Annotated in this window: 27 protein-coding genes; 3 read left to right on the top strand and 24 right to left on the bottom strand. The window is 57.5% G+C overall.

The window, feature by feature from the left end:
• Nucleotides 1-229 precede the first annotated feature (229 nt).
• From ruvB to tyrS, 11 genes are all read right to left on the bottom strand, one after another.
• The gene (ruvB, locus tag FKCLFG_RS10855; RefSeq protein WP_472613104.1) at nt 230-1,303 is read right to left on the bottom strand and encodes a Holliday junction branch migration DNA helicase RuvB; all 1,074 of its coding nucleotides are present in this window, start codon (nt 1,301-1,303) and stop codon (nt 230-232) included.
• A gap of 9 nt (nt 1,304-1,312) precedes the next feature.
• On the bottom strand, nt 1,313-1,891 hold the full coding sequence (gene ruvA, locus FKCLFG_RS10860; protein WP_472613105.1) for a Holliday junction branch migration protein RuvA: 579 nt from the start codon (nt 1,889-1,891) through the stop codon (nt 1,313-1,315).
• Between the two features lie 148 nt (nt 1,892-2,039).
• The gene (gene ruvC / locus FKCLFG_RS10865) at nt 2,040-2,582 is read right to left on the bottom strand and encodes a crossover junction endodeoxyribonuclease RuvC (protein WP_472613106.1); all 543 of its coding nucleotides are present in this window, start codon (nt 2,580-2,582) and stop codon (nt 2,040-2,042) included.
• Between the two features lies 1 nt (nt 2,583).
• Nucleotides 2,584-3,798: a cation:proton antiporter gene (locus FKCLFG_RS10870; protein WP_472613107.1), complete on the bottom strand. Its 1,215-nt coding sequence runs from the start codon at nt 3,796-3,798 to the stop codon at nt 2,584-2,586.
• A gap of 14 nt (nt 3,799-3,812) precedes the next feature.
• Entirely contained in the window at nt 3,813-5,390 is a 1,578-nt protein-coding gene (gene purH, locus FKCLFG_RS10875) for a bifunctional phosphoribosylaminoimidazolecarboxamide formyltransferase/IMP cyclohydrolase (RefSeq protein WP_472613108.1), read from the bottom strand.
• Between the two features lie 152 nt (nt 5,391-5,542).
• Nucleotides 5,543-5,776: a Fis family transcriptional regulator gene (locus FKCLFG_RS10880; RefSeq protein WP_472613109.1), complete on the bottom strand. Its 234-nt coding sequence runs from the start codon at nt 5,774-5,776 to the stop codon at nt 5,543-5,545.
• A 157-nt stretch (nt 5,777-5,933) separates the two neighbouring features.
• On the bottom strand, nt 5,934-6,950 hold the full coding sequence (dusB, locus tag FKCLFG_RS10885) for a tRNA dihydrouridine synthase DusB (protein ID WP_472613110.1): 1,017 nt from the start codon (nt 6,948-6,950) through the stop codon (nt 5,934-5,936).
• A gap of 67 nt (nt 6,951-7,017) precedes the next feature.
• Complete coding sequence (locus FKCLFG_RS10890) at nt 7,018-7,689, bottom strand: histidine phosphatase family protein (RefSeq protein WP_472613111.1); 672 nt, start codon at nt 7,687-7,689, stop codon at nt 7,018-7,020.
• 78 nt (nt 7,690-7,767) lie between these two features.
• Nucleotides 7,768-8,400, bottom strand: a complete 633-nt coding sequence (locus tag FKCLFG_RS10895; protein WP_472613112.1) for a YbhB/YbcL family Raf kinase inhibitor-like protein — start codon at nt 8,398-8,400, stop codon at nt 7,768-7,770.
• A 145-nt stretch (nt 8,401-8,545) separates the two neighbouring features.
• Nucleotides 8,546-8,995, bottom strand: a complete 450-nt coding sequence (gene dtd, locus FKCLFG_RS10900; protein ID WP_472613113.1) for a D-aminoacyl-tRNA deacylase — start codon at nt 8,993-8,995, stop codon at nt 8,546-8,548.
• 11 nt (nt 8,996-9,006) lie between these two features.
• Nucleotides 9,007-10,290 carry a tyrosine--tRNA ligase gene (gene tyrS, locus FKCLFG_RS10905; RefSeq protein ID WP_472613114.1) on the bottom strand — a complete coding sequence of 428 codons (1,284 nt, stop codon included), beginning with the start codon at nt 10,288-10,290 and terminating at the stop codon, nt 9,007-9,009.
• A 167-nt stretch (nt 10,291-10,457) separates the two neighbouring features.
• Between tyrS and FKCLFG_RS10910 the strand changes: the two genes are divergently transcribed.
• Together FKCLFG_RS10910 and FKCLFG_RS10915 are read left to right on the top strand one after the other, a co-directional pair.
• Nucleotides 10,458-11,831: a peptidoglycan DD-metalloendopeptidase family protein gene (locus tag FKCLFG_RS10910; protein ID WP_472613115.1), complete on the top strand. Its 1,374-nt coding sequence runs from the start codon at nt 10,458-10,460 to the stop codon at nt 11,829-11,831.
• Between the two features lie 96 nt (nt 11,832-11,927).
• On the top strand, nt 11,928-13,097 hold the full coding sequence (locus tag FKCLFG_RS10915; protein WP_472613116.1) for an anhydro-N-acetylmuramic acid kinase: 1,170 nt from the start codon (nt 11,928-11,930) through the stop codon (nt 13,095-13,097).
• Between the two features lie 171 nt (nt 13,098-13,268).
• On the opposite strand, the gene erpA is transcribed toward FKCLFG_RS10915, so the two are convergent.
• From erpA to FKCLFG_RS10940, 5 genes are all read right to left on the bottom strand, one after another.
• Entirely contained in the window at nt 13,269-13,619 is a 351-nt protein-coding gene (gene erpA / locus FKCLFG_RS10920; protein ID WP_472613117.1) for an iron-sulfur cluster insertion protein ErpA, read from the bottom strand.
• A 53-nt stretch (nt 13,620-13,672) separates the two neighbouring features.
• Nucleotides 13,673-14,089 (bottom strand): bactofilin family protein, encoded by a 417-nt coding sequence (locus FKCLFG_RS10925; protein WP_472613118.1) that lies wholly within the window; start codon nt 14,087-14,089, stop codon nt 13,673-13,675.
• Between the two features lie 12 nt (nt 14,090-14,101).
• Nucleotides 14,102-14,785, bottom strand: a complete 684-nt coding sequence (locus FKCLFG_RS10930; RefSeq protein ID WP_472613119.1) for a DUF6776 family protein — start codon at nt 14,783-14,785, stop codon at nt 14,102-14,104.
• Nucleotides 14,786-14,882: 97 nt separating this feature from the next.
• A complete protein-coding gene (argC, locus tag FKCLFG_RS10935) occupies nt 14,883-15,920 on the bottom strand; it encodes an N-acetyl-gamma-glutamyl-phosphate reductase (RefSeq protein WP_472613120.1) in 1,038 nt (345 codons plus the stop codon).
• Between the two features lie 264 nt (nt 15,921-16,184).
• Nucleotides 16,185-16,484, bottom strand: a complete 300-nt coding sequence (locus FKCLFG_RS10940; protein ID WP_472613121.1) for a hypothetical protein — start codon at nt 16,482-16,484, stop codon at nt 16,185-16,187.
• 45 nt (nt 16,485-16,529) lie between these two features.
• Here FKCLFG_RS10940 and FKCLFG_RS10945 point away from each other — a divergent pair, with 45 nt between their 5' ends.
• On the top strand, nt 16,530-16,793 hold the full coding sequence (locus tag FKCLFG_RS10945) for a hypothetical protein (RefSeq protein WP_472613122.1): 264 nt from the start codon (nt 16,530-16,532) through the stop codon (nt 16,791-16,793).
• Between the two features lie 219 nt (nt 16,794-17,012).
• On the opposite strand, the gene FKCLFG_RS10950 is transcribed toward FKCLFG_RS10945, so the two are convergent.
• The 8 genes from FKCLFG_RS10950 to FKCLFG_RS10985 all read right to left on the bottom strand — a co-directional run bounded on the left by FKCLFG_RS10950 (nt 17,013) and on the right by FKCLFG_RS10985 (nt 25,385).
• The gene (locus FKCLFG_RS10950) at nt 17,013-17,459 is read right to left on the bottom strand and encodes a pilin (protein WP_472613123.1); all 447 of its coding nucleotides are present in this window, start codon (nt 17,457-17,459) and stop codon (nt 17,013-17,015) included.
• A gap of 349 nt (nt 17,460-17,808) precedes the next feature.
• Nucleotides 17,809-18,492 (bottom strand): FHA domain-containing protein, encoded by a 684-nt coding sequence (locus FKCLFG_RS10955; protein ID WP_472613124.1) that lies wholly within the window; start codon nt 18,490-18,492, stop codon nt 17,809-17,811.
• 39 nt (nt 18,493-18,531) lie between these two features.
• The gene (locus FKCLFG_RS10960) at nt 18,532-19,326 is read right to left on the bottom strand and encodes a Stp1/IreP family PP2C-type Ser/Thr phosphatase (RefSeq protein ID WP_472613125.1); all 795 of its coding nucleotides are present in this window, start codon (nt 19,324-19,326) and stop codon (nt 18,532-18,534) included.
• Between the two features lie 156 nt (nt 19,327-19,482).
• Nucleotides 19,483-20,364, bottom strand: coding sequence for a succinate--CoA ligase subunit alpha (gene sucD, locus FKCLFG_RS10965; protein ID WP_472613126.1), 882 nt, complete (start codon nt 20,362-20,364; stop codon nt 19,483-19,485).
• A gap of 20 nt (nt 20,365-20,384) precedes the next feature.
• Nucleotides 20,385-21,548, bottom strand: coding sequence for an ADP-forming succinate--CoA ligase subunit beta (gene sucC / locus FKCLFG_RS10970; protein ID WP_472613127.1), 1,164 nt, complete (start codon nt 21,546-21,548; stop codon nt 20,385-20,387).
• A 49-nt stretch (nt 21,549-21,597) separates the two neighbouring features.
• A complete protein-coding gene (locus tag FKCLFG_RS10975; protein WP_472613128.1) occupies nt 21,598-22,188 on the bottom strand; it encodes a DUF2889 domain-containing protein in 591 nt (196 codons plus the stop codon).
• 254 nt (nt 22,189-22,442) lie between these two features.
• Nucleotides 22,443-24,446 carry a nitric oxide reductase activation protein NorD gene (locus tag FKCLFG_RS10980; protein WP_472613129.1) on the bottom strand — a complete coding sequence of 668 codons (2,004 nt, stop codon included), beginning with the start codon at nt 24,444-24,446 and terminating at the stop codon, nt 22,443-22,445.
• Nucleotides 24,447-24,515: 69 nt separating this feature from the next.
• A complete protein-coding gene (locus FKCLFG_RS10985; protein ID WP_472613130.1) occupies nt 24,516-25,385 on the bottom strand; it encodes an AAA family ATPase in 870 nt (289 codons plus the stop codon).
• Between the last annotated feature and the right edge of the window lie 3 nt (nt 25,386-25,388).

Below are 25,388 nucleotides of genomic sequence, written 5' to 3' on the forward strand. Positions count from 1 at the left end.
GGTAACTAATAAAAAACGTGACTATTTAGCCAACCATGTACGCCAGCTGTCCGGCGGCAGGAACAGGAGCGCGGCGTAGAGGCCGGTTTCAAACTCGTCACTGGCGCGAATATAAAATCAAGGGAGGTTTAGAGTCCGTCTCTACGTAAAAATAATACTGGGAGTATCATCAAAAAATGGCAGTTTCCCGCATTATTTCAGTGCGGCGTGAATAATACAAACCGCAGTATCAGGATTCAGGCCGTTCCATCGCAGCCCATTGCTCGCCGTTCGGCCCGACGCTGGGTGCGGCGATGCCGAAGTGGGCGTAGGCGGCGGGCGTGGCGATGCGCCCGCGCGGGGTGCGCTGCAGGAAACCTTGCTGTATCAGGTACGGTTCCAGCACATCTTCAATCGTGTCGCGCTCTTCGCTGAGAGCAGCCGCCAGATTGTCGACCCCTACCGGGCCGCCGCCGAACTTGAACAGCACCGCTTCCAGCAGCTTGCGATCCATCACATCAAAACCGACCTTATCGACATCGAGCATGACCAGCGCCGCGTCGGCGATACTTCCGGTGATATCGCCATTGCCCTTGACTTCGGCATAGTCGCGCACCCGGCGCAGCAGGCGGTTGGCGATGCGCGGCGTGCCGCGCGAACGCTTGGCGATCTCGAACGCGCCATCGTCCTCGATCGGCGCCTTCAGCAACGATGCGCTGCGCAGCACAATCCGCGTCAATTCGGCCGCGGTATAGTATTCCAGCCGGGCGACGATGCCGAAACGGTCGCGTAAAGGATTGGTCAGCATGCCGGCACGGGTGGTCGCGCCCACCAGCGTAAACGGCTGCAAATCGAGCTTCACGCTGCGCGCAGCCGGACCTTCGCCGATCATGATGTCGATCTGGTAATCCTCAAGCGCCGGGTACAGGATTTCCTCCACTACCGGCGACAGCCGATGGATTTCGTCGATGAACAGCACGTCGTTGGCTTCCAGGTTGGTCAAAATCGCCGCCAGGTCGCCGGGACGCTCCAGCACCGGGCCGGAAGTCTGGCGCAGATTGACCCCCATCTCGCGCGCGATGATGTGTGCCAGCGTAGTCTTGCCCAAGCCCGGCGGGCCGAACAGCAGCGTGTGGTCAAGGGCTTCGCTGCGGTTGCGGGCGGCCGTGATGAAAATTTCAAGCTGACCGCGAATTTTTTCCTGGCCGACATATTCGTCCAGTTGCTTGGGGCGCAACGCGCGTTCCATCGCCTCCTCGACATGCGAGACGGGCGTGGCGGCGATGATGCGCTGTTCGGTAAAACTGTCGGTCTGGATGCTCATGGAAGACTTTTAACCCTTGGAGAGAGATTTCAAGGCTAGCTTGATGCCATCCGAGACGCCGCTGCCAGCCGGAATTTGCTTGGTCGCTTGCAGCGCTTCCTTGTCCGAATAACCCAGCGCCAGCAGCGCGTTGAGGATATCGCTGGCCGAGTCGGCCACCAATATGCCGCCGGCAGCGCCGAGATCGGCGCCGAGTTTGCCCTTTAATTCCAGCAGCAGCCGTTCGGCGGTTTTCTTGCCGATGCCCGGCACCCGCGTCAGGCGACCGGCTTCCTGCAGCGTGATGGCTTGCGCCAGGTCGGCCACCGACATGCCGGACAAGATCGACAGCGCCATGCGCGCGCCGACGCCGGTAATCTTGATCAATTGCTTGAAGACAGTGCGCTCTTCGGTGCTGCCGAAACCATATAACAGGTGCGCATCTTCGCGCACCGTCAGATGGGTCAGCAGCACCACCTTCTCGCCCAGCGCTGGCAGGTTGTAAAAGGTGCTCATCGGTACGCTGACTTCGTAGCCGACGCCGTTGCAATCCATCAATAACTGGGGTGGATTTTTTTCGAGCAAAATACCGGAAAGACGACCTATCATGAGAAGTGCTTTCGAAAACGGGTGGAAAAAGAACAAGAATAACGAAGGAAATTGGAAAGAATCATACTGCACAGACCATAGCCAGCGCAAATAAACTGTATGAATACACAGTAGGACTAAAGCGTCAAAATTACGCCGGAACGACGCTTCAGCCCACCAGCCGTCCGCCTTTGACCCGCAGGCCGCGCTTGGCTAATGCCGGCGCCAGCTTGCCCAACATCGCCAGCGTTTCTCCGCTGTGCGCATGGCAAATCGCCACCCCCAGCGCATCGGCTGCGTCCGGCCCCGGCAGGCCGGGCAACAGCAGCAAGCGCTGCACCATATCCTGCACCTGCTCTTTCTTGGCCTTGCCATGGCCGACTACCGCTTGCTTGAGTTGCAGCGCGGTGTATTCGGCCACCGCCAGGTCGGCGCTGACCAGCGCGCAAATCGCCGCGCCACGGGCTTGCCCGAGCAACAGAGTCGATTGCGGATTGACGTTGACGAATACCTTTTCGATCGCCGCACAGTCCGGCTGGTAAGTCGCAATCACTTTGGCGACGCTATCGAAGATGACTTTCAGACGCTCCGGCAGACTGGCATCGGCGGTCTTGATGGTGCCGGAGGCGATATAGGCGAGTTTGTTGCCCTGCTTGTGAATGATGCCAAAACCGGTGATGCGCAGGCCGGGGTCAATGCCGAGGATGCGCATTTCAGGCCTGGTCAGCCGGCGGCACTGGAATCCGGCGCAACTCAACCGCATTGAAATCCGACGGCGCATCGAAATCGATCGCTTTCGGCAACAGGAAAGAAGGCAGAATCGTGGTCAGCACCGCATACACCAGCAAGGCCCCGTACAAAGTATCCGGCACCGCAAAACGCTCGCGCAAGATGCCCGCCAATACCAAAGTAAAGATCAGGGTCGGCATCAAAGTGATCGACACATGCAGACTGCTGCGGAAAGTTTCATTGAAAATGGCGCGCCGTTGTCCCCATACGATCAGCACCCGTAGCGGCAGTACCACGGCGGTGATGCCAATCCCCAGCAACAGCGCCTGCCAACCCAAGGCTTCGGTAGGCACACCGATGCCGCCATGAAAAAAATAGAACGGCACGAAGAAGGAAGAAAACAGCTTCACCGCATGCATCATGCTGTCGGACACCAGCGAAGGCATGCGCTCGCGCAACTGACGCGCCAGGAAGCCAGCCAAAAATGCCCCGACGAGGTAATACACGCCGAGTTCCTTGGTAATCGAGGCTGCAATCACGCCCATCAGCACCAGGAAAGTAAATTCCGAACCGGGCGCATACGGCAGCACGATGCGGCCGAACAACAAGAACAGGAAAGGCATGATGACGACCATCGCCAGCATGATGCCGAACGACAGCGCCAGATGCGTAACCGAATCCGATTGCAGTGCGATGAACATCAACGCCAGCGCCAGCAGTTCGCTGGTAATGGCTTTGAGCGTGACCCAGAATCGCTCCGAGTCGCTCAGGCCGAATTGCGATAGCGAATCCAGGATGAAACCGGTCGACGGGATGAATAGCGCCAGCGCCACCAGCGTTGCTGCCTGCCACGACAGCGCAAGAAATCGCATGCCGAGCAAGGTGCAGGCAGTCACGATCAACAGCGTCAGCAACAAATGGGTAAAAATTGGCCATTTGTGCTTAACCAGGTCGCTCAGGCTGACTTCGAGGCCGGCGAACAGAAACAAGGATGCGATACCAAATACCGACAGCAGCACCAGAGTTTTGTCATGCTGGTAATCGCCACCCCACAGAGAAACCACGATGCCGAAGAACAGGCAGGTAACAGGTCCCGGGATGCGAAAGCGCTGCAGCGCTTTCGGCACCACCAGGATGCCCAGCAGCAGCCCCAGATAAATCATGGGCTGCACAAATGACGCAGGCAGGTTTAACTCCATGGAATGGGATTAAATTAATGACGGAAATGACGGATGCCGGTGTACAGCATGACGACGCCCCGTTCATTGGCAGCGTCGATCACTTCCTGATCGCGCATCGAGCCACCCGGTTGAATCACGCACGTCGCGCCGGCGTCGATGACGACATCCAGGCCATCGCGAAACGGGAAGAATGCATCCGACGCCACGGCGGACCCGATCAGCGACAGGCCGGCGTTCTGCGCCTTGATGGAAGCGATACGCGCCGAATCGACCCGACTCATCTGTCCAGCACCGACGCCCAAAGTCATGCCGTTGGCACAAAATACGATCGCGTTGGATTTGACAAACTTGGCGACGCGCCAGGCGAATAGCATGTCTTGCATTTGCTGCGGCGTCGGTTGCAGCGTGCTGACGACCTTGATATCGGCAATGCCGACATTCTTGGCGTCCGGCGATTGCACCAGCAAGCCGCCGCCGACGCGTTTGATTTCGAATGGATTCAAGCTGGTGCCGAGTGGGATTTCCAGCAGGCGCACGTTCTGTTTCGCGGCAAAAATCTGTTTTGCTTCGGCTGTGAACGAGGGCGCGATCACCACTTCGACGAATTGCTTGGCAATCGCCTCGGCCGCCTTGCCGTCACAGGCGCAATTGAAGGCGATGATGCCGCCGAAGGCCGAAGTCGGATCGGTCTGCAACGCCTTGGAATAGGCTTCCAGCGCGTTGGCGCCGACCGCCACGCCACACGGATTGGCATGTTTGAGAATCACGCAGGCCGCAGAATTGGATGCGGCATCGAAGGTTTTCACGCATTCCCAGGCAGCATCGGCGTCGCCGATATTGTTGTACGACAATTCCTTGCCCTGCAACTGAGTGTAATTGGCCAGCGCACCGTCGAACGGGTTCAGGTCGCGATAAAACGCAGCGGACTGGTGCGGGTTTTCGCCATAGCGCATTTCCTGCACTTTTTCGGCATGGATGTTGAGCGTTTGCGGGTAGGCGCTGCGGGTTGCATGGGCCTTGTCGGCACCCAGACTGGTCAGGTAATTGGTGATTGCGCCGTCGTATTGCGCAGTGTGGGCGAATACCTTCTTGGCTAATGTGAACTTGGTGTCGTAGCTGACTTCGCCGTTGCCGGCTTTCAGCTCAAGGAGTACCGCGCTGTAATCGAGCGGATCGCAAATGACGATCACGTCTTTGTGATTCTTGGCGGCGGAACGCAGCATTGTGGGGCCGCCGATGTCGATGTTCTCGATCGCATCTTCCAGCGAGCATTCTTGCTTGGCGACGGTTTGCTGGAACGGGTACAGGTTGACCACCACCATGTCGATGGTCGGAATGCCGTGCTGCGCCAGAGCGGTTACGTGCTCGGGAAAATCGCGCCGCGCCAGGATGCCGCCGTGCACTTTAGGATGCAGCGTCTTGACGCGGCCATCCAGCATTTCGGGAAAGCCGGTGTAATCGGCCACCTCGGTCACCGCCACACCATTGTCGGCCAGCAGTTTGGCGGTGCCGCCGGTGGACAGGATATTGACGCCCATAGCCGACAACGCGCGCGCGAAATCGAGTACGCCGGCTTTGTCGGAAACGGATAGGAGTGCTTGTTTGATCATGATGAGGTTCTCTGAATCTGAAGCGGCCGTAGTGGTCTATGGGCCGTAATGGTCTATGGGGCCGGAGTGGTCTAAGTGGCCGGGGTGGCCAAAGCGGCTAAGGTGAAGGCGGCAGCAAGATATCCGCGCCCCTCACGTTATCCGCCTGTGGCTTACAACAGCCCATGCTGTTGCAGCTTCTTGCGCAAGGTATTGCGGTTGATGCCGAGCATGGCGGCGGCTGATGACTGGTTGCCTTCGGCACGCGCCATCACGACCGTCAACATCGGTTTTTCGACGCTCAGAACCACCATGTCGTACACGTTCGACGGTTGCAATTCGCCCAAGTCGTCGAAATATTTTTCAAGGCTGTGCTGGACGACTTCCTGGATACTTTCTTTGCTCATGCTTTTTCTTTTAACGTGTTGATATTTTTGAATAACTTATTTGAATTTAACTAGCGCAGGGTGTATTTTTTAATGCCGCAATGAATATATGCGGAAAACACCTTATTTTTTCATATACTCGGCAATATTTCGAACTGAAAAGAACTCTGATGCAGCTTCAAGCTGCCAGCGCGGGTTCGGAGAGGCCATATTGTAACCGCTCGCCATACGCCAATTGCGCGTCAAAAAATGTATTCAGCGCATCCAGTTGCGCCTCAATTGACTCGATCCGGTTCATGTTCTGGCGAAAAACTTCACCGCCGGGCAAATCGCGCACATACCAGCCGATATGCTTGCGGGCAGTGCGCACGCCCAGATAATCGCCGTAAAACGCATAGTGGGCGCGCAAATGCGCGATCATCAGCGGTTGCACCTCGGTCACCAGCGGCGCCGGCAAATGGCTGCCAGTGCGTAAAAAATGTTCGATCTCGCGGAAAATCCACGGCCGGCCTTGCGCCGCGCGGCCTATCATCACCGCATCGGCCCCGGTGGCATCGAGCACGAAGCGGGCTTTTTCCGGGGTCGTGATGTCGCCGTTAGCCACCACCGGAATCGACACCGCCGCTTTTACCGCCGCAATCGTGTCATATTCCGCCGCGCCGCTATAACCGTCGGCGCGGGTGCGTCCATGCAGCGTCAGCATCGCAATCCCGGCCGACTCCGCCATTTTGGCAATCGTCAGCGCATTCCTGTTTGATCTATCCCAACCAGTACGAAACTTTAGCGTCACCGGCACATCCACCGCCGCCACCACTGCATCCAGAATCCGTCCGACCAGTTTCTCATTCTGCAACAAGGCCGAGCCGCACCAACTGCTGCAGACTTTTTTCACCGGGCAACCCATGTTGATATCGATGATCTGCGCCCCGCGTTCGACATTGAACCTGGCGCAATCGGCCAGCATGGTTGGATCAGCGCCGGCGATCTGGACCGCTTTCGGCTCCATTTCGCCGGCGTGATTGATGCGGCGCGACGATTTTTCGGTCTGCCACAGCTTCGGGTTCGAGGCCGCCATTTCGGACACCGCATAACCGGCGCCGAGCTCCTTGCACAACTGGCGAAACGGCCGATCGGTCACTCCCGCCATCGGCGCGACGAATACATTGTTGCGCAGCAAATAAGGGCCGATATGCACGATGGGCGACAGGGAATGATTAGGGGGACGCTATTCTATACGAATTATGCTTACAAAATAAGCACAATCAGGGAACGCGCTGATCAACCTCGTCTTGCGCCATCGCATCGAGGTGTGCAACTTCGCCCCAGGACAGCAGCCGCAGCGTATCGGCTTCCAGGCGGAAGCGGTTGACGCTGGCATTCAAGATCGGGAAGTTGCGCGGTGCCGAAAGCGGCAGCGCCAAGGCGGCGCGGTATGCGCATTCCAGCACGCCGCCGTGCGCCACCAGCGCGATCTTTTGGCCCGGATATTGGCGCGCCCAATGCAGTATGGCAACCATGATGCGCGCATAGAAATTACGGAAACTCTCGCCGATACGCGCCCCCGGCGGAAAAACCGCGTCGATATCGCGCGCTTGCCAAGCGGCAAAAGCGGTCGGATAGTGCTGGCTGATTTCGCTGTAGTACAAGCCTTCGAACGCGCCGTAACAGCGCTCGCGCAGGCCGGAGTCGCAGACGACTTCGAACTTTAATCCCGATTGCTGCCGGGCAACCGCCTGCGCGGTTTGCCGCGCTCGCTGCAAGTCGCTGCTGATGATGGCCGCCAGCGACTCATCGCGCAACGCCTGCCCCAACGCATCGGCTTGTGCTTGGCCCTGTGTGTTGAGCGCAATGTCGCAATGCCCCTGCAGGCGCTTCGTCGCATTCCAGTCGGTTTCGCCGTGCCGGATCAGCAGTATTTCAGTACTCTTGCCCATACTTCCTTTATTTTTCTTGCCGTGGGATGGGTGAAACCCATCACATTTGGCGGCCGATCATGATGGGTTTCACCCATCCTACGGAGCCGCCAGTTCCGGCGACAGCGTGTAGGTGCCGCTGATGCTGGCTTGCGCCAGGATATGACCTTCCATCGCCGCCAGCGCTTGCTGGGCGGTAAAGCTACCTTCGACCAGCAAATGGACGATATCCAGCGCATACACGGTAAAAATATAGTGATGCACAATCGAATCGTTCCACGGCGGACAAGGACCGTCGTAACCGTAATATTCGCCTACCATGTCCTGGTCGGCAGCGAACCAGCCGGTGTAGTCATTAACACCTTGGCGCGCCCCGCGCAGAGCTTCCGGCCCTGGCTTGCCGCGCGACAGAACGCCATCGCAGAACTCGCCCTCGGCAATCGCCAGCATGTTCGGCGGCAGATCAACCAAGGCCCAGTGGAAAAAATCGACTCGCGGCAGATCGGCCGGAACCTTGCGCCCCAGCTGATTCACATCGTCACCTTGCGAAGGCGCATCGGGGTCATGGCAAATCACCACCAGCGACTGGGCGTCGGGCGGCGCGTCGCGCCAGCCCAGATGCGGATTTTTATTGTCGGACAAGGCGACATGGGCCTTGGCATCGATTTTGCAAAATGCAAATTTGGCAGGAATGGCGCCACCGTCCTTGAATGAATCGCTCCAGAGTTGCATGATTACTCCTTCATTATCGTTGCCAGGTTTGGATTGCTTTATACCAATATACCTATTACTGTATTTTTATGATCACACTAAAATACAGCGGAATAACTAGTATTTTATGGCATACCCCAAATAAAATCAGTATCACGCAGAGGCTTCAAATAACCGGTTTGACCTGCAGCCAAAATGTTACCGGCCCGTCGTTGGTCAGCGTAACTTGCATGTCGGCACCAAAGCGCCCGCTTTCCACCAGCGGATGCTGCAAGCGCGCCTGCGCCACAAAATAATCGAACAGACGACGGCCCTCTTCGGGTGCTGCAGCTGGCGTAAACGACGGCCGGGTGCCGGATTTGGTATCGGCTGCCAGCGTGAATTGCGGCACCAGCAACAAACCGCCCTGCACTTGCGCCAGGCTCCGGTTCATCTTACCCGCATCGTCGGAAAACACGCGGTAGGCGATCAATTTGGCCAGCAGCGCATCGGCTTGCTTGATGCCGTCGCCGCGCTCGGCGCACAGCAATACCATCAGCCCGGCATCGATGGCACCGACGGTGACCCGATCGACCACCACCCGGGCCTGCGAGACCCGCTGCAACAATGCAATCATCGCGGCAACTTCTACGCCAGCGTGACGCGGGCAAACTTGCGCTTGCCGACTTGCAGCACCATGGTGCCAGCTTCGACTTTCAAGCCTTTGTCGGAAATCATGTTGCCGTCAATCCGCACCCCGCCCTGCTCCACCATGCGCAGCGCTTCCGAGCTAGAGGCGCACAGATTGGCCTGTTTCAGCAACTGGCCGATGCCCAGCGGCGCGCCGCGCAATGCTACTTCTGGAATGTCGTCCGGAATGCCGCCCTTGGAGCGGTTGACGAAATCGGCCAGCGCATCAACGGCTGCCTGCGCCGAATGGAAGCGGGCCACGATTTCCTGCGCCAGCGTTACTTTGACATCACGCGGATTCTTGCCGGCCGCGACAACATCCTTGAAGCCGTCAATCTCAGCCAGCGAGTGGAACGACAGCAGCTCGTAATAACGCCACATCATTACATCGGAAATGCTCATCACCTTGGCGAACATGGTATTGGCCGGCTCGGTGATGCCGATGTAGTTATTCTTCGACTTCGACATTTTTTCGATGCCGTCCAGCCCTTCCAGCAGCGGCATGGTCAGGATGCACTGCGGCTCCTGGCCGTAATCCTTTTGCAGTTCGCGCCCGACCAGCAGATTGAATTTCTGATCGGTGCCGCCGAGTTCGAGGTCGCTTTTCAAGGCCACCGAATCGTATCCCTGCATCAGCGGGTACAGAAATTCATGCACTGAAATTGGCGTGTTGGCCTTGAAGCGCTTGCTGAAATCGTCGCGCTCCATCATCCGCGCCACCGTCGAATGCGAGGCCAGCTCGATCATGCCGCGCGCGCCCAACGGGTCGCACCATTCGGAGTTGTAGCGGATTTCGGTCCTGGCCGCATCCAGCACCAGACTGGCCTGCTTGAAGTACGTCATCGCATTTTGTTCGATCTGCTCTTTCGTCAACGGCGGGCGCGTCACGTTGCGCCCGGACGGGTCGCCGATCATCGAAGTGAAGTCGCCGATCAAAAAAATCACGTTATGACCCAGATCCTGCAACTGGCGCATCTTGTTCAGCACCACGGTGTGGCCCAGATGCAGGTCGGGCGCGGTCGGGTCCAGCCCGAGCTTGATGCGTAGCGGTATGCCGCTGCGTTCGGCGCGCGCCAGTTTTTGTGCGAATTCAGCTTCGATCAGCAGTTCGTCGGCACCGCGCCGGGTGATGGCAAGCGCTTCTTGCACCATATCCGACAACGGCAACGCTGTGCTTGGTCCGGAAGAATGTACATGATCGGCTGGAGCTTGGTCTAGGGCAGATTGGGATTGAACGTCCATGTTTTAACTTTGTTTCACTTTCAAAAGGCTAATGAGTGCTTCCGACTTTGTTATAATGCTTGACTATTTTCCACCTTGCCGCTAGTCAATAGCAAGGCAGCAAGAAAACGTACTTGCACCGCATTCACACCAAATTCACACCAACCCGACAAATTTTAACTGATTAGATGCAACCAAATCATAAATACCTGAGCCTCGGCTCGACCGGCAAGCTGTTGCTGGGCACCTCCCGCAAGACCCGGATCATCTCGGCCACCGGTCTATTTCTGGCAGCATGCGCATTCGGCGCAATCGGCGTCGCGCCGCTCGCACCGGACGCCTCCGACCTACCGGTCAGTTTGATCGAACAGCAAATAACGCTGCCCAACCTGTCCCAGCAAATCGCGGCGCTCGAACAAGCCTCCCCCCAATATTACATGCGTGAAGAAAAAGTCCGTACTGGCGATACGCTGGCGACTTTGCTGGAACGGCTCGGGATCAACGATGCGGCAGCGGAGAATTTCATCAAGTCCGACAGCACCGCACGCAGCGTGATGCAATTGCGCTCCGGCAAAAGCGTGCAGGCGCAAACCAATGGTGACGGCAGCCTGCAATGGTTGCGCACCACCGTCGTCAGCGGCAGCGACAACCCGGTCAAGAACCTGGTGATCGCGCGCAATGGCGACAACTTCAAGGCTGTGGAAGAAACCGCTGCCATCCAGATGCGGGTTGAAATGCGCTCCGGCCTGATCAATTCATCGCTCTTTGCCGCCACCGACGGTGCCGACATCCCGGACACTATCGCAACCCAGATGGTCGACATGTTCTCGACCAATATCGACTTTACCTCCGACTTGCGCAAGGGCGACCGCTTCAATGTGGTCTATGAAACTTTCTGGCAAAACGGTGACTTCGTGCGCACCGGCCGTGTGCTGGCGGGCGAATTCGTCAACAATGGCAGCACCTACCAGTCGGTCTGGTTCCAGGAACCGGGCAGCAAGCAAGGCGGCGGTTATTACGGCTTCGACGGCAAGTCGCTGAAAAAAGCTTTTCTTAAATCTCCGCTCGCATTTTCTCGCATCTCATCGGTCTTCTCGATGCGCAAACACCCGATTCTGGGCCAGTGGAAGCAGCACAAAGGCGTCGATTTCGCCGCGTCGAGCGGCACCCCGATTCGCGCCTCGGGCGATGGCGTGCTCGATTTCGCCGGCACTCAAAACGGCTATGGCAACTTCATCGTCATCAAGCACTGGAACAATTATTCTACCGCTTACGCCCACATGAGCCGCTTGGCACCCGGCATGCGCAAAGGCAGCAAGGTCAGCCAGGGCGAGGTGATCGGTTATGTCGGCTCCACCGGCTGGGCTACCGGACCGCATTTGCATTACGAATTCCGCGTCAACAATGTAGCGATCAATCCGATGTCGGTCGATGTGCCGAATGCGCAACCGATGACGACGGCACAGCTGCGGCAATTCCGCAACGTTACCGGCGACATCATGCATCGCTTCGCTTTGATGCAGCAGCAGGAAAACCCAGTCAAACTGGCGTCCATCGATTGATGTGATGATCACGGCAGGGATTAATGCCTGCACGCAGCGACAACAAACGGTGACTGAAGTGCTTCAGTCACCGTTTTTTTTAGATATCAGCCCAAAATGCGCCCTCCCCTTATGCCCAAACCCTACCCCGACAGTCTGACCATTGGCCTCATGTCCGGCACCAGCCTGGATGGCGTGGACGGCGTACTCGCCGCTTTCGCGGCTGATGGCAACAGTAACAACGGCCAGATCCGTTCCATCGCCAACGCTTACATCCCGTTTCCGGATGCGCTGCGGGCCGAATTGCTGGCCCTGCAAAAGGCGGGCCACAACGAAATCGAGCGCGAAGCGCACAGCGCCAATGCGCTGGCACACCATTACGCAGCCTGCGTGCAACAATTGCTGGACAGCGCCGGCAACAGCGCTGGCAAGATTAATGCGATCGGCGTGCATGGACAAACCATCCGGCACCGACCCGAACTGGGCTTTACCCGCCAGACCAACAATCCGGCCCTGCTGGCCGAATTGACCGGAATCGACGTGATTGCCGATTTTCGCAGCCGCGACATCGCAGCCGGCGGCCAGGGCGCACCGCTGGTGCCGGCCTTTCATCAAGCCGCATTCGGCCAGGCCGGCGAGATCCGGGTGGTGGCCAATATCGGCGGCATCAGCAACATCAGCATACTCGACAATAGTGGCAATGCCGGCGGTCGCGTTACCGGCTTCGATACCGGTCCGGGGAATATGCTGCTCGACGCATGGATCGCGCGCCACCGGAGTTTGCCTTTTGATGCCGACGGCGCCTGGGCCGCCAGCGGCACGGTGATTGCCGGGCTATTGCAAGTGCTGCTGCAGGAACCGTATCTGGCAGCGCCGCCGCCCAAGAGCACCGGGCGCGACCTGTTCCATCTGGCATGGCTGGATGACAAACTGCAGGCTTTCCCTACTTTGGCGGCGGCAGACGTGCAAGCGACCCTGACCGCGTTCACCGCCCACTCTCTGGCCGACGCCATTGCGCGCTACGCCGATGGCGCGGCGGCAGTCTATCTGTGCGGCGGCGGCGCCTACAATGCGCAACTGGCGGCGCAACTGAGCGCCGCATTGCGGGCGCGCGGACAAAGCGCGCGTGTGCTGTCAACCGAGGCGCTTGGCGTAGCGCCCAATCAAGTCGAAGCGCTGGCTTTCGCATGGCTGGCGCAACGCTTCCTGCAACGCCAGCCCGGCAACCTGCCAGCCGTCACCGGCGCCAAAGGATTGCGCGTGCTGGGCGCGCTTTACCCGCGCTGAAACAATTGTGTTTGAATATGTACTGCCATATGTTTTTTCATAACACGCAGTATTTATATGCATAAAAAGCAGCGTTTAAAGCTATACCCCATGATATTCGTAAAATATAAAAAACCGTTCGGACATTAAAAAAGGACGCGAAAGCGTCCTTTTTGCGTTCTGCGCAGAGACTCAGGCAGAAAACGAAGAACCGCAACCGCAGGTGCTGCTGGCGCCCGGATTCTTGATCACGAACTGGGCACCTTCCAGATCATCCTTATAATCGATCTCGGCCCCGACCAGATACTGGTAGCTCATCGAATCGATCAGCAACTGCACCCCGTTCTTGGACATCGTGGTGTCGTCTTCATTGACGACTTCGTCGAAAGTGAAGCCGTACTGGAAGCCAGAGCAGCCGCCGCCCTGCACGAATACGCGCAGCTTCAGATCGGGATTGCCTTCTTCGGCTATCAGATCAGCGACTTTTTGTGCGGCGCTGTCGGTGAAAATTATCGGCGCAGGCATTTCGGTAACAGCATTCATTTCAAGCTCCTACTAAGGAATAATATAAGGCGATTATAGACGTTCACCGCAACTCATGCTTTGGACGCGGCAAGCTTAAGTATTGGCTCTTCTGCTAGCTGCTCTACTGACTCTGCTGCCGGTTGCCCGTGCGTCAGTCTGCCGGCGACCAGCGCGCCGCCATGCATTTCCAGGGTTTTGTAAAACACATCGCCAGTTATGCGGGCTTTCGGCTGCAATTCAAGCAGCTCGGTGGAATGCACCGCGCCGATAATCTCGCCGTTGATCACCAGATGCGCGCCGCGCACCTCGCCGGTGATTCTGGCCAGCTCGGAAACCACCAGCATGCTGGTCTGGCCGGGCTCCGCAATCACGTCGCCGTTGATCTTGCCGTCGATGCGCAAACCGCCCTTAAAATGGATATCGCCCTCGATGGTGGTCGTTACGCCGATCAGGCAATCGATAGTATTACTGGGCTTACGTTTGAACATCCTGCATTTCCTTTATAAATTGGCAGACTGATGGGCCAAGATCTTGCCCTGCTCCAGCACCCGCGCCTCGACTGTTTTTACCACTGCGCCGGCAGGCAACTTCAGCACCCCGTCGATGCGCTGATAATGCTTGAATTGCAGCTTGAATTTGGCAGCTTGCGCCGATTTTTGTTCCGGGTAAAGCAGCACTAACTCCTTTCCCGCCAGCGACAGCGTCACCGCCAACTGCAAAGTGCCTGAAAAATCACGCACAGCGCGGCCGCCCTGCATTGCCAGCAAGCGGTAACGTAATTGACCGGGCTGCGCCATTTCGAGTGTCAAGCGACGAATGCTGATGTCGGCCGGACCCGTTGCGGTGGGCAGCAGACTCTCGAAAAAAGCCAGGTCTTCCTTCATCTGCGCATTGGCAGCGCTCAGATTCTTCACCTGCAACGCCAGTTGCTGCTGTGCCGAACGCTCAATATTCAAGCTTGAATCGGCCGCATCGGCAATTGCCGACAAGCGCTCGCGCTCGCTGGACAACTGCCGGACTTGTTGCTCCAGCTCGGCAATGCGCTGCCGCGACGCACCGGGATCAAAGCCGGTGAAGCTGCGCCCCAGATCGTAAGCCAGCAAGGCCATGACGCCGGCCAGACCGATTGCGACTGCGGCAATCAGGGTTTTCAACGACCAGTGCAGTTGACGCTTGATGGTCATCTTCGAGGCCGACACCGACAGCCGCCGAGATCGTAACTTACGCTTCAACTGGACGCGATCCGGATTGCTGTATCAATCACTCACCTCAAGCATCAATTCAGGGCAATACCGGCACATGCAGCAAACCCGTCGTCTCGGCCACATTGAACATCAGATTCATGCATTGCACCGCTTGCCCGGATGCGCCCTTGACCAGATTATCCTGCACCACCAGCACCACCACCATATCGCCGCCGTCGGGCCGGTGCAGCGCCAGACGCAGCATATTGGAAGCGCGGGTGGAGCGAGTTTCCGGATGGCTGCCGAACGGCATCACATCGACGAACGGCTCATCCCGGTAGGCATCCTCGAACAACGCTTGCAGCGCTTGATTGTCGATTTCTTTGGTCAGGCGGGCGTACAGGGTCGAATGCATGCCGCGTATCATCGGCACCAGATGCGGCGAAAACAGCAAGCCGACTTTTTCCGTGGTCATGCGCTGCAATTGCTCCACCGTTTCCGGCTTGTGACGATGGCCCGAAATGCCATACGCCTTGAAGTTGTCGCTAGCTTCGGCGAACAAGAAACCGATTTCCGCCTTGCGGCCCGCGCCCGAGACGCCGGATTTGCAATCGGCGATCAGGTGCGACGCATCGACCACGCCAGCCTTCAGCAACGGATAAAAACCGAGTTGCATGGTAGTCGGATAACAGCCGGGGTTGCCGACAATACGCGCGCGCGCAATCGCCGCACGGTGCAGTTCCGGCAAGCCATAAGCGGCTTCAGCCAGCAAGCCGGGGCAGCTATGCGGCATGCCATACCATTTTTCGAATTGCGCGGTATCCTGCAGCCGGAAATCGGCCGCCAGATCGATCACCTTGACACCCGCATCCAGCAACGCTGGTGTCTGCGCCATGGCGACGCCGTGCGGAGTGGCGAAGAACACCACATCGCACTCGCTCAAAGGCGCTGTTTCCGGCGTCGAAAACGCCAGCGACACGCGCCCGCGCAACGACGGATACATGTCCGCCACCGGCAAGCCGTTTTCCTTGCGTGAAGTAATGGCGGTGAGCTGCACTTCCGGGTGCGTCGCTAACAGGCGCAACAACTCGACGCCCGTGTAGCCCGTACCGCCGACGATACCGACTTTAATCATGTTTTTTCCTGGGAATGCTTGAACTTGGGCTCATATTTTAACAGCCGAAGCTTACATCGCAATCACCCGGGAAGTGCAGCCGGACAGCCGCAAAGATGCATTTTTCAGTTCTCTGGCAGGTGTGCGGCAGTGAATTCAGGCCGGTCATAGGCATAGCTATTGCGCACGCCGCGATCTGCGCATCGCGCACAAACGCCCCAGTATTAAAAAAACCGGGGCATTCACGCCCCAAGCCGGATTTTATTTTATCGGCATAGCACGAGGCTATCCGATCTGGGCGTCACGCGGCTTGAACTGCTTGTCGCTTATACGAAACTTGTTGCGCCTGTCGCCCATCAACAAACGCAGATCCGCGATGCTCAAATTGGTAACCTCATGCATCCGAATTAACAGTGACGCACCAACCGGTATCCTGCGGTGGCGAATCTTGCTGATCATCGGCGGCGCCACCTCCAGCGCACGTGACAGAGCGGCGTCGTTTTTCAGATTGAGTTTTCCGATGACCGATGCCAACAAGTTATCAGGGGCGTATTGAATTTGGTCAGGTAGATTTTGAATATTCATACTGGCTCCTCTTACTCTCTCACTAGGGGTTGAAGTAACCCAATTGTGAACAATTGTAACAATGAGTCTTTTGATAACTCGCAATACAAATCGCGTAAAATAGCACGCGCTGTTAATAAATATCAGCTAAAAAGTCAATCACATCTTGCAAAAGATGCGCGACAAAGCGCAGTCCCGGTCGGGCTGTTGACTATTTACGACAGCAAGGCGTTCGATCGCGAGATTATGACGGATGAAGGGTGCTGGAAAAGCATGGCGGAAGTCGGAAAATTGGGTGACGGCGTAGGCTTAGGTAAGGCGGAGGCGTAGGTTTAGGTAGGGCGTAATAAGCGCAGCGCATTGCGCCGAATGCGCAAACCACAAGCGCCGTCAGCGTTGCGGCACATAATCAAACAAGCTGTGTTGCGGTGATTTCGCGCAAGCATCGGTGCAGACGAAAAAACACCCGACGAATCGGGTGTTTCTGTGTGTTGCCGGCCATGCGGCGCAATGCGCTTCGCTTATTACGCCCTACGCGAGCTATGTGGGCTAGCAAGTCTTAGGTGATGTCGACGTCTTCGCGGTACAAGTACCAGATTGAGTCCAGGTTACAACTGAGTCCCCTACCGTCATCGCTGGGGTGAGGACGAATGTGGAACCACCTGCAGTTGCGGTTGCCGTAGCGTTAATTGCAGCTGTAGTTGCTGTAATAGTCACAGCATCGTGATTGGCTGATGAGGGCGGCAAAGTAATATTAAGTTCCGTAGCCGTATCACAAGCAGCATTTGAACCAGCATTCAAAGACAGACATTCTGTAATTGCTAGTTTCACTGAATCAATCTCTGTCGGTATAGAAGAAAATTTAGCCTTAGTCGTATAGTCACTATAAGCAGGCAAAGCCACCGCCGCCAAAATACCGATAATCGCAACAACGATCATCAATTCGATCAGCGTAAAACCGCGTTGTGCGCTCTTCATCATTTTCATCGATTTCATTTTATTTCTCTCTGTGGTTAGCAATGCTGGCAGTCGGTCTGCCATGCTTACCTATCAGCAAATGTTGTGCCAGCGCAAAAGGCGGCTGATTACAGCGGTTTCTGCTTAAAAAGTGTGCACGACAGGAATATTATTGTCGCCGGCTGACAAAAATTGTCAGCCCCGGCACGGATTGTCAGATTGTCACAGCACCCGAAGCAGGCTTCACGGGTTTTGGCTGGCTGCGCTGCGCGTTGCGAGGCCGGCGCATATAAAATAAACATGGGGTATGCCATTAAATATGTGATTTCGCGCATATCTTTAAAGCGATTAATTTAAATACACGGCATTGTATTTATTTTGCATTACATTAGCCGAGAATCAACCGCATCTGGGTCCCTGCAATGTCGAGCACGTCGCCATCCTGCAGCGCTTGGGCTGTGGCGCCTATGGTTTGACCGTTGACAGTCGGCCGGTGGTCGCCTTCGATGTGGGTAATTGCGTAGCCTTGCGGGCTGCGGGTGATGACGGCAACCTGGATGCCGGGGCGGCCGATGGTGGTGAGCGCCTTGGTGATGTGCATTTCTTTGCCGCTGCTGGTGCCGCTGATGATTTTAATGCTGGCTGGGCGGGTGCCGTCGTCGTGCGTTTCAGACGGGTTGTAGACCTGCGTGTTTTGTGCGTCTGGTATGACTTGCGTTAGGGTGTTGACGGCGTCGCTGGCATCGGAGTGATTGGCTGCGCTGCTGTCGCGCTGCTGCGCTTGGACCTGGGTCTGGTATTTGATGCGGTATCTGGCCAGTTCGATGACGTCGCCATTTTGCAGGAAATGCTTTTTGACCGGCTGGCCGTTGACCTGAGTGCCATTGGTGCTGCCCAGGTCTTCGAGGAAGGAGTCGTCCTGTATGGTGGTAATGACGGCGTGCTGGCCGCTGATGGCGAGGTTGTCGATGACGATATCGTTGCTGGGCCGGCGTCCGATGGTGATGCGCTCTTTCGAGAGCGTCATTTCCTGCAATACCGCGCCGTCTGCCATGAGAATGATTTTGGCCATGCTGTTTCTCCTGCGATCTATCTGATTCCTAGTAGCCCATTATGGGGCGTAGCCGTGATTGTCGCGTGCCTTCATCAAAACTACCGAGACATTATCCTGCCCGCCATGCGCATTGGCGCAGGCGACCAGTTGCGCGCAAGCGTGCGGCAAGTTGGACCGGTTGGCATCCAGCAGGCCGGCGATCTGTTGGTCCGGCACCATTTCGGTCAAGCCATCCGAACATAACAGCGCAATGTCGCCAGGTTGAAAATCGTGGTCGTGCAGTTCGGCTTCGAGCAGCGGATCGACGCCCAGCGCACGAGTGATGATGTTGCGGTTTTTGGACAGCGCCGCCTGCCCGGGCGTAATCAGGCCGGCCGTGATTCGCTCCTGCAGCAGCGAATGGTCGCGGGTCAGCTGTTGCAGCGTGCGCCCGCGCAGCCGGTACAAGCGCGAATCGCCGACGTGGGCGGCGTACAGCGTGTTTTCATACTGCAGCGCCAGCACCAGCGTGGTGCCCATGCCGCGGCAACCGATTTGGCTGTGGGCGGCCTGCAGGATGCGGGCGTTGGCCAGACCGATTGCATCCCGCATCCAGCCGTGCAGATGCTGCCGCACTTCGTCCGGTGCAGTGTTTGCGTTGTTCAGCAGAATGCCTTCCAGCGCCTGTTGGATGATGGCCACGGCCATGCCGCTGGCCACTTCGCCGGCCAGATGCCCGCCCATGCCGTCAGCCAGCAGCGCGAAGCCGCAGGCTTCACTGATGGCGACCGCGTCTTCATTGTGGCGGCGCACCTGGCCGATATCGGTCAAAGCGGCGAATTCGAGGTTGCTGCGGGCTGGTACAGGTGTCATCGGAACAGTTAGTTAAGAAGCGCTAGAAGCAATAATCTTCCAAGCGGCGATCGGGTGTCAATAGCGTCGCGTCTTACTGCGTTGTTTGCAAAGCCAAAACAGAACGGGAAGCCGCAGCTTCCCGTTGGTATTTCCGTTACTTCCAGCAACTATGAATTACAGCATTGCCTTGAGCAAACGCGCCATTTCCGACGGGTTTTTGGTGGTTTTGATGCCGCAGGCTTCCATGATGTCGAGCTTGGCTTGCGCGGTGTCGGCGCCACCGGAGATCAACGCACCGGCGTGGCCCATGCGCTTGCCGGCAGGTGCTGTCACGCCGGCGATGAAGACCACGACTGGCTTCTTCATGTTTTCCTTGATCCAGTAAGCCGCGTTGGCTTCGTCCGGGCCGCCGATTTCGCCAATCATGATGACCGCATCGGTATCAGGATCGTCATTGAACATCTTCATGATGTCGATGTGTTTCAGACCATTGATCGGATCGCCGCCGATGCCGACTGCCGACGATTGACCTAAGCCCAGTGCGGTCAGTTGACCGACTGCCTCATAGGTCAGCGTGCCGGAGCGCGACACCACGCCGATGCGGCCTTTCTTGTGGATGTGGCCTGGCATGATGCCGATCTTGATTTCGTCCGGCGTGATCAGACCTGGGCAGTTTGGGCCCAGCAGCAGCGTTTTGCTGTTGGCTTTTGCCATGCGGTCTTTCAGGATCATCATGTCGCGCACCGGGATGCCTTCGGTGATGCAGATGGCCAGATCGAGTTCGGCTTCAACCGCTTCCCAGATCGCTGCCGCTGCGCCTGCCGGCGGTACGTAGATGACGGAGACTGTCGCGCCGGTAGCGGCTTTGGCGTCGGACACGCTGCCAAAAATCGGGATGCCTTCGAAATCTTCGCCGGCTTTTTTCGGATGCACGCCAGCTACGAAGCAATTCTTGCCATTGGCGTAATCGCGGCAGCCACGGGTGTGGAACTGGCCGGTCTTGCCGGTAATGCCTTGGGTGATGACTTTTGTATCTTTATTGATCAGGATCGACATTTGGGTTCCTTGTGCGATGTTTAAGCGTTGGCGGCAGCGACGGCTTGCTTGGCTGCATCTTCCATCGTGTCGGCGGCGAGGATCGGCAGGCCGGATTCGGCCAGCATTTTCTTGCCGATGTCTTCGTTGGTGCCCTTCATGCGCACTACCAATGGCACGTTGAGCGACACCGCTTTAGCGGCCGCGATCACGCCCTCAGCGATCACATCGCAGCGCATGATGCCGCCGAAGATGTTGACCATGATGGCTTTCAAGCTTGGATTTTTCAGCATAATCTTGAAGGCTTCGGTTACTTTCTCAGCTGTCGCACCACCGCCGACGTCGAGGAAGTTGGCTGGTTCGCCACCGAACAATTTGATCGTATCCATGGTAGCCATCGCCAGACCGGCACCGTTGACCAGGCAACCGATGTTGCCGTCGAGCGAGATGTAGGCCAGGTCAAATTTGGATGCTTCGACTTCAGCTGGATCTTCTTCGTCCAGATCGCGGTAAGCGACGATTTCAGGTTGACGGAACAGCGCGCTGTCGTCGAAATTGAACTTGGCGTCAAGCGCGATGACCTTACCGGAGCCGGTCAAAATCAATGGATTGATTTCGGCCAGTGAAGAGTCGGTTTCCCAGTAAGCTTTGTACAAACCTTGCAACTGTGTGCGGGCGTCAACAAGCGAAGCTGCAGGTACGCCGATCTTGGTGGCGATATCATCCGCTTCAGCGTCTGTCAGGCCGACGGTAGGGTCGATTGCGACTTGAAAGATCAGTTCCGGGCGGCTTGCGGCCACTTCTTCGATGTCCATCCCGCCTTCGCTGGAAGCCATCAGAACCACGCGCTGGCTGACACGATCGGTCACCATGCTGACGTACAGTTCTTTCTGGATGTCGGCGCCTTCTTCGATCAGCAGGCGGCGTACTTTCTGGCCTTCTGGGCCAGTTTGATGCGTGACCAGTTGCATGCCGAGGATTTGGTTGGCGTATTCGCGTACTTGTTCCAGCGTTTTAGCGACTTTTACGCCGCCGCCCTTGCCGCGACCGCCGGCATGGATTTGCGCCTTGACGACCCACACCGGACCACCAAGGGTTTCGGCTGCTTTAACTGCTTCATCTACGGAATTGCACGGAATACCGCGCGGAACCGTGACTCCGAACTTGCGGAGAATTTCTTTGCCCTGATACTCATGGATTTTCATGCGAGGTTCCCTTCAGACGCTTAGGTATGGATAAAAACTATGGATAAAACTAACTGGCTGGATTGCCTGGGATATCTGCTGGCGAGGTGCAGGCCCAGCGTGGATAGTATTTCGCGACCGCCGCACCATCGGTACGTAATGCATGGCAGCGGTCGAGTTGAAATGGTTTTTGGCTTTGCGGGTCGGCACCATCGCCATCGCGAGTATCGAGCACCTCGCCGGCAAACGCCTGGATCGCGGCAGTCGGCAAAATCTGCGCCAGTTCCGTCAGATGGGTGCAGCCGTGCGTGCCTGATAGCAGTTGCTTAAGCTGATGCCGAAAACCGGACAGCAGATTCAATCCGACCATTTTCTGATAATCGGGGCCAATCGTGTTGCAATAGCCGGGATAAGGCACGGCGTCGGAGACCGCTTCGGCTGCGACGATATTGAACTTGACGTCAATCGTCAGGCGCAGCCAAAGCTCATGTATGGGCGTATTGGCCGGGCGCACGCCGGAAGCGAGCGGGGTGTCGCGGGTCTTGACATCGGTAATGCAGGCGTCGATGTCCCATAGGCCATCTTCGCGTGCAAACGCTTCAATATGAATTGCGCGCGTGTGCTTGCGGACGCGCGGTACAGCGGGTGGTGAAAGGGGCATAGGAACCAATGCCGAAATAATCGGCAAAATTAATCAAGCCGCAATTGCGTCGTTACCGCAGCTTCTACGGATTTGCACGATAGCAGCCGCTCATGCGGCACTGCAATAAGCGGAAAAGTGTAGCACATTGAGACCGTGTTACAGAATAATGCTTATTATCATGTCGAATATTGCGTTGCATAAAATACCGTAGTTTTATCGGCATAAGACCCGCGCATGGACCAGCCTGTGCGCCGTTCTGGCAGGCAAGGAACTCATGCCTTGATCAGGCTCCTGAGTATATCCACCAACACCACGGGTAGCCGTTCGGGATGTTGCAACACCGCGTACCTTCCGGGTCCGAACACGCTGGCCAGATACTGCGGCGCCTGGCGGTCGACCGTCAGGCAAAACGAATATATCGTCTGCAGCGTAGCTTCGGCCACCGCCTGGCGCATGTCTTCCACGCCGTAGCGGCCTTCGTAATGATCGACATCGTTCGGCTTGCCATCGGACAGCAAAATCAGCAAGCGGTGCTGGGCCGGGCACGTATTGAGCAAAGCCGTCATATGGCGAATGGCAGCCCCGGCGCGGGTATAGCGTTGCGGTTCCAGCGCCGCGATACGGCGTTCGATCACGGTATTCGGGCTCTCGTCAAAACCTTTCAGCGGCCACAGCGCCACGTTATGCGGGCCCTCACCGGAAAATGCCTGGATGCAGAACGGATCGCCCAGCACCACCAGCGCGCGATAGACCAGCAACAGCGCTTCTTTCTCGACATCGATGATGCGCAGATCTTGCGTCACCCAGCCATCGGTCGAGCCGCTGATATCGATTAGCAAGGCAATCGCGATATCGCGCCGCGCCGGCCGCGCCGACTGATACCAGCGCTCTTGCAGCGGCAAACCAGCGCGCCGTTCGGCGTAACCATTAACAAAGGCACCGATATCAACCTCATCGCCATCTGGCTGGCGACCTTGGCGCACCCGGCGCGGGCGCAGACCTTCGAAGCGGCGCAAAATCAGTTGCAAGAGCGCATGGCGTTTCTGCAGCACCGCTTCGGCCCAAGCCGGGTCGCCCTCACCGGGCGCTTGGAGCCGCACAATCGCGCCCTGTCGATGGTAACCGCCGATGCGGCAATCCCATTCCGGATACACGATTCCCGCAGCGACCTCAGCAGCAGGCGCATGTAATATTGCACGCCGCTCCAGCGCATCATCGCAAACCAGGATTTCCGGCGCCGGTCGCGGCGTAGAGATCAGGCGCGCTTCGGCCAATTCGGACAGAGAATCGGCCAGGTCGCCCGGGTCCGCGCTGTCGTCGCGATCGGTCGGGCGCTGCAAACCCATCGGGTCTTCCACATGTTGCTGCGGATCGTCCATCTGCAGCATCCACATGCCCTGTTCCTGCGAATCATCTTCATCCTCGCGTGGTTCGCGTATTTCCGGCCGGCGCGCTAACTTTGCCTGACGTTGTGGCTTGGTTGCTGCATCCGCTGCCGGTTCGCTGCCGCGCTGCAATTGTTGCTGCCCCGACGCCGGCACAGTCGCACCCAGCCACAGACCTTTGCGCATGCCGCGATAGTGCGCATCGATAGTTGCCATTTGTTGTTCCGTAGCGCATGCCCAAGCCAGCGAATCGGCAGCCGTAGATGCCAGCACCAATGGTGCCGGAATAGCCGCAGGAAATGCGCACAGCACGCGCACATACAGGTCTTCAATTGCCCGTTCCGGCGCATTGAGCAGCGCCGGTCGCGGGCGTTCTGACAATGTGGCGCGACGCAGCGCTAGTAAATCCGGCACAACGCCGGGGAAATCCCTGGCCAGCGCATGATCGACTGCTGCGGCTTCGCTTAAACAAAACAGGTCATGCACCAGCACATTTTCACTATGGGAATCTATCGTGCTCCGTAGCACGCGTCCGGCTTGCTGCAAAGCGAGAGCGCGGAATGTCGCCAATGCGGCCGGATTGCCAGGCGCCAAACGCAGCGGAAGGAAAATTTGCGTACCGTCATGGGCCGGCAGAGCATACGGCTCGATCAAGTGGCTAGCCGTGCGCTTGAACAGTCGCGCTAGCGCAGTGGGCGGCGCAGGCAATTGCGCCACGCGCAAGCCGATATGACGGCCGTATGCGGCTGCCAACAGCAGTTCCAGCCGGTGCCGATAAGGCAGCAAGGTATGGGAATCAGACTGATCGCGGTCGCCTCGCTGCCATAACCGCGACACGAATACGGTCGCATGGCGGGCCGCGTTGATGATGAGTTCTTCTGGTTCAGCCATGGCAGTAGGATGGGTGCAACCCATCGCATGTTGAATTCACAAGATGGGTTGTACCCATCCTACGGCTGCTCAATCGATCAACACCGCATCTACCAGGTCGCGCATCGCGGCAATCATGCCTGGATCGTCTGACAGTGGCGATACCAGGCCGACATAACAGGCCAGGCGCGGAGCAATGCCGTTGGCGATCAGGCGTGCGGTGGCGACCAGCAAGCGCGGGCTGGGCACTTCAGCCAAACCACGGTCGCCGAGATGGCGAATGCGGCCGGCCAGCGCGACCAGATCGTGCACTATCGCGCGGTCGGCGCCGCTTTCGTGGACGATGATGTCGACTTCGCGCTCCGCTGGCGGGAAATCGAATTCCAGCGCAACGAAGCGCTGCCGCGTGCTGGGTTTCAAATCCTTGGAAACATGCTGGTAGCCCGGATTGTAGGAAATCACCAGCTGGAATCCGGGCGCAGCTTCGATATGCTCGCCGGTCTTGTCGATCGGCAAAATCCGGCGGTAATCAGTCAGCGGATGGATCACGACTACCGCATCCTGACGCGCCTCGACCACTTCATCGAGATAGCAGATCGCGCCCAATCGCACCGCTCGCGTCAGCGGCCCATCCTGCCAGACGGTGCCATTGTCCCGAATTAAAAAACGCCCAACCAGATCGGCAGCCGACAAATCATCGTGACATGACACCGTCACCAGAGGACGCTTGAGACGCCAAGCCATATGCTCGATGAAGCGGGTTTTGCCGCAGCCGGTGGGGCCTTTCAGCATCACGGCCAAACTACGCAAATGACACTGCGTAAATACGCTGATTTCATCGCCCAGCGGCAGATAGTAAGGTTCAATACTGGCAGGCTGGAGCTGAGGATGAGTTTGAGAATAAAGCAAGCTCTGGCGCGTATCGGCCAATCTGCAGCTTGCTTCTGCCAAGCCTTCCATCGC

Source organism: Gelidimonas denitrificans, assembly GCF_055694065.1.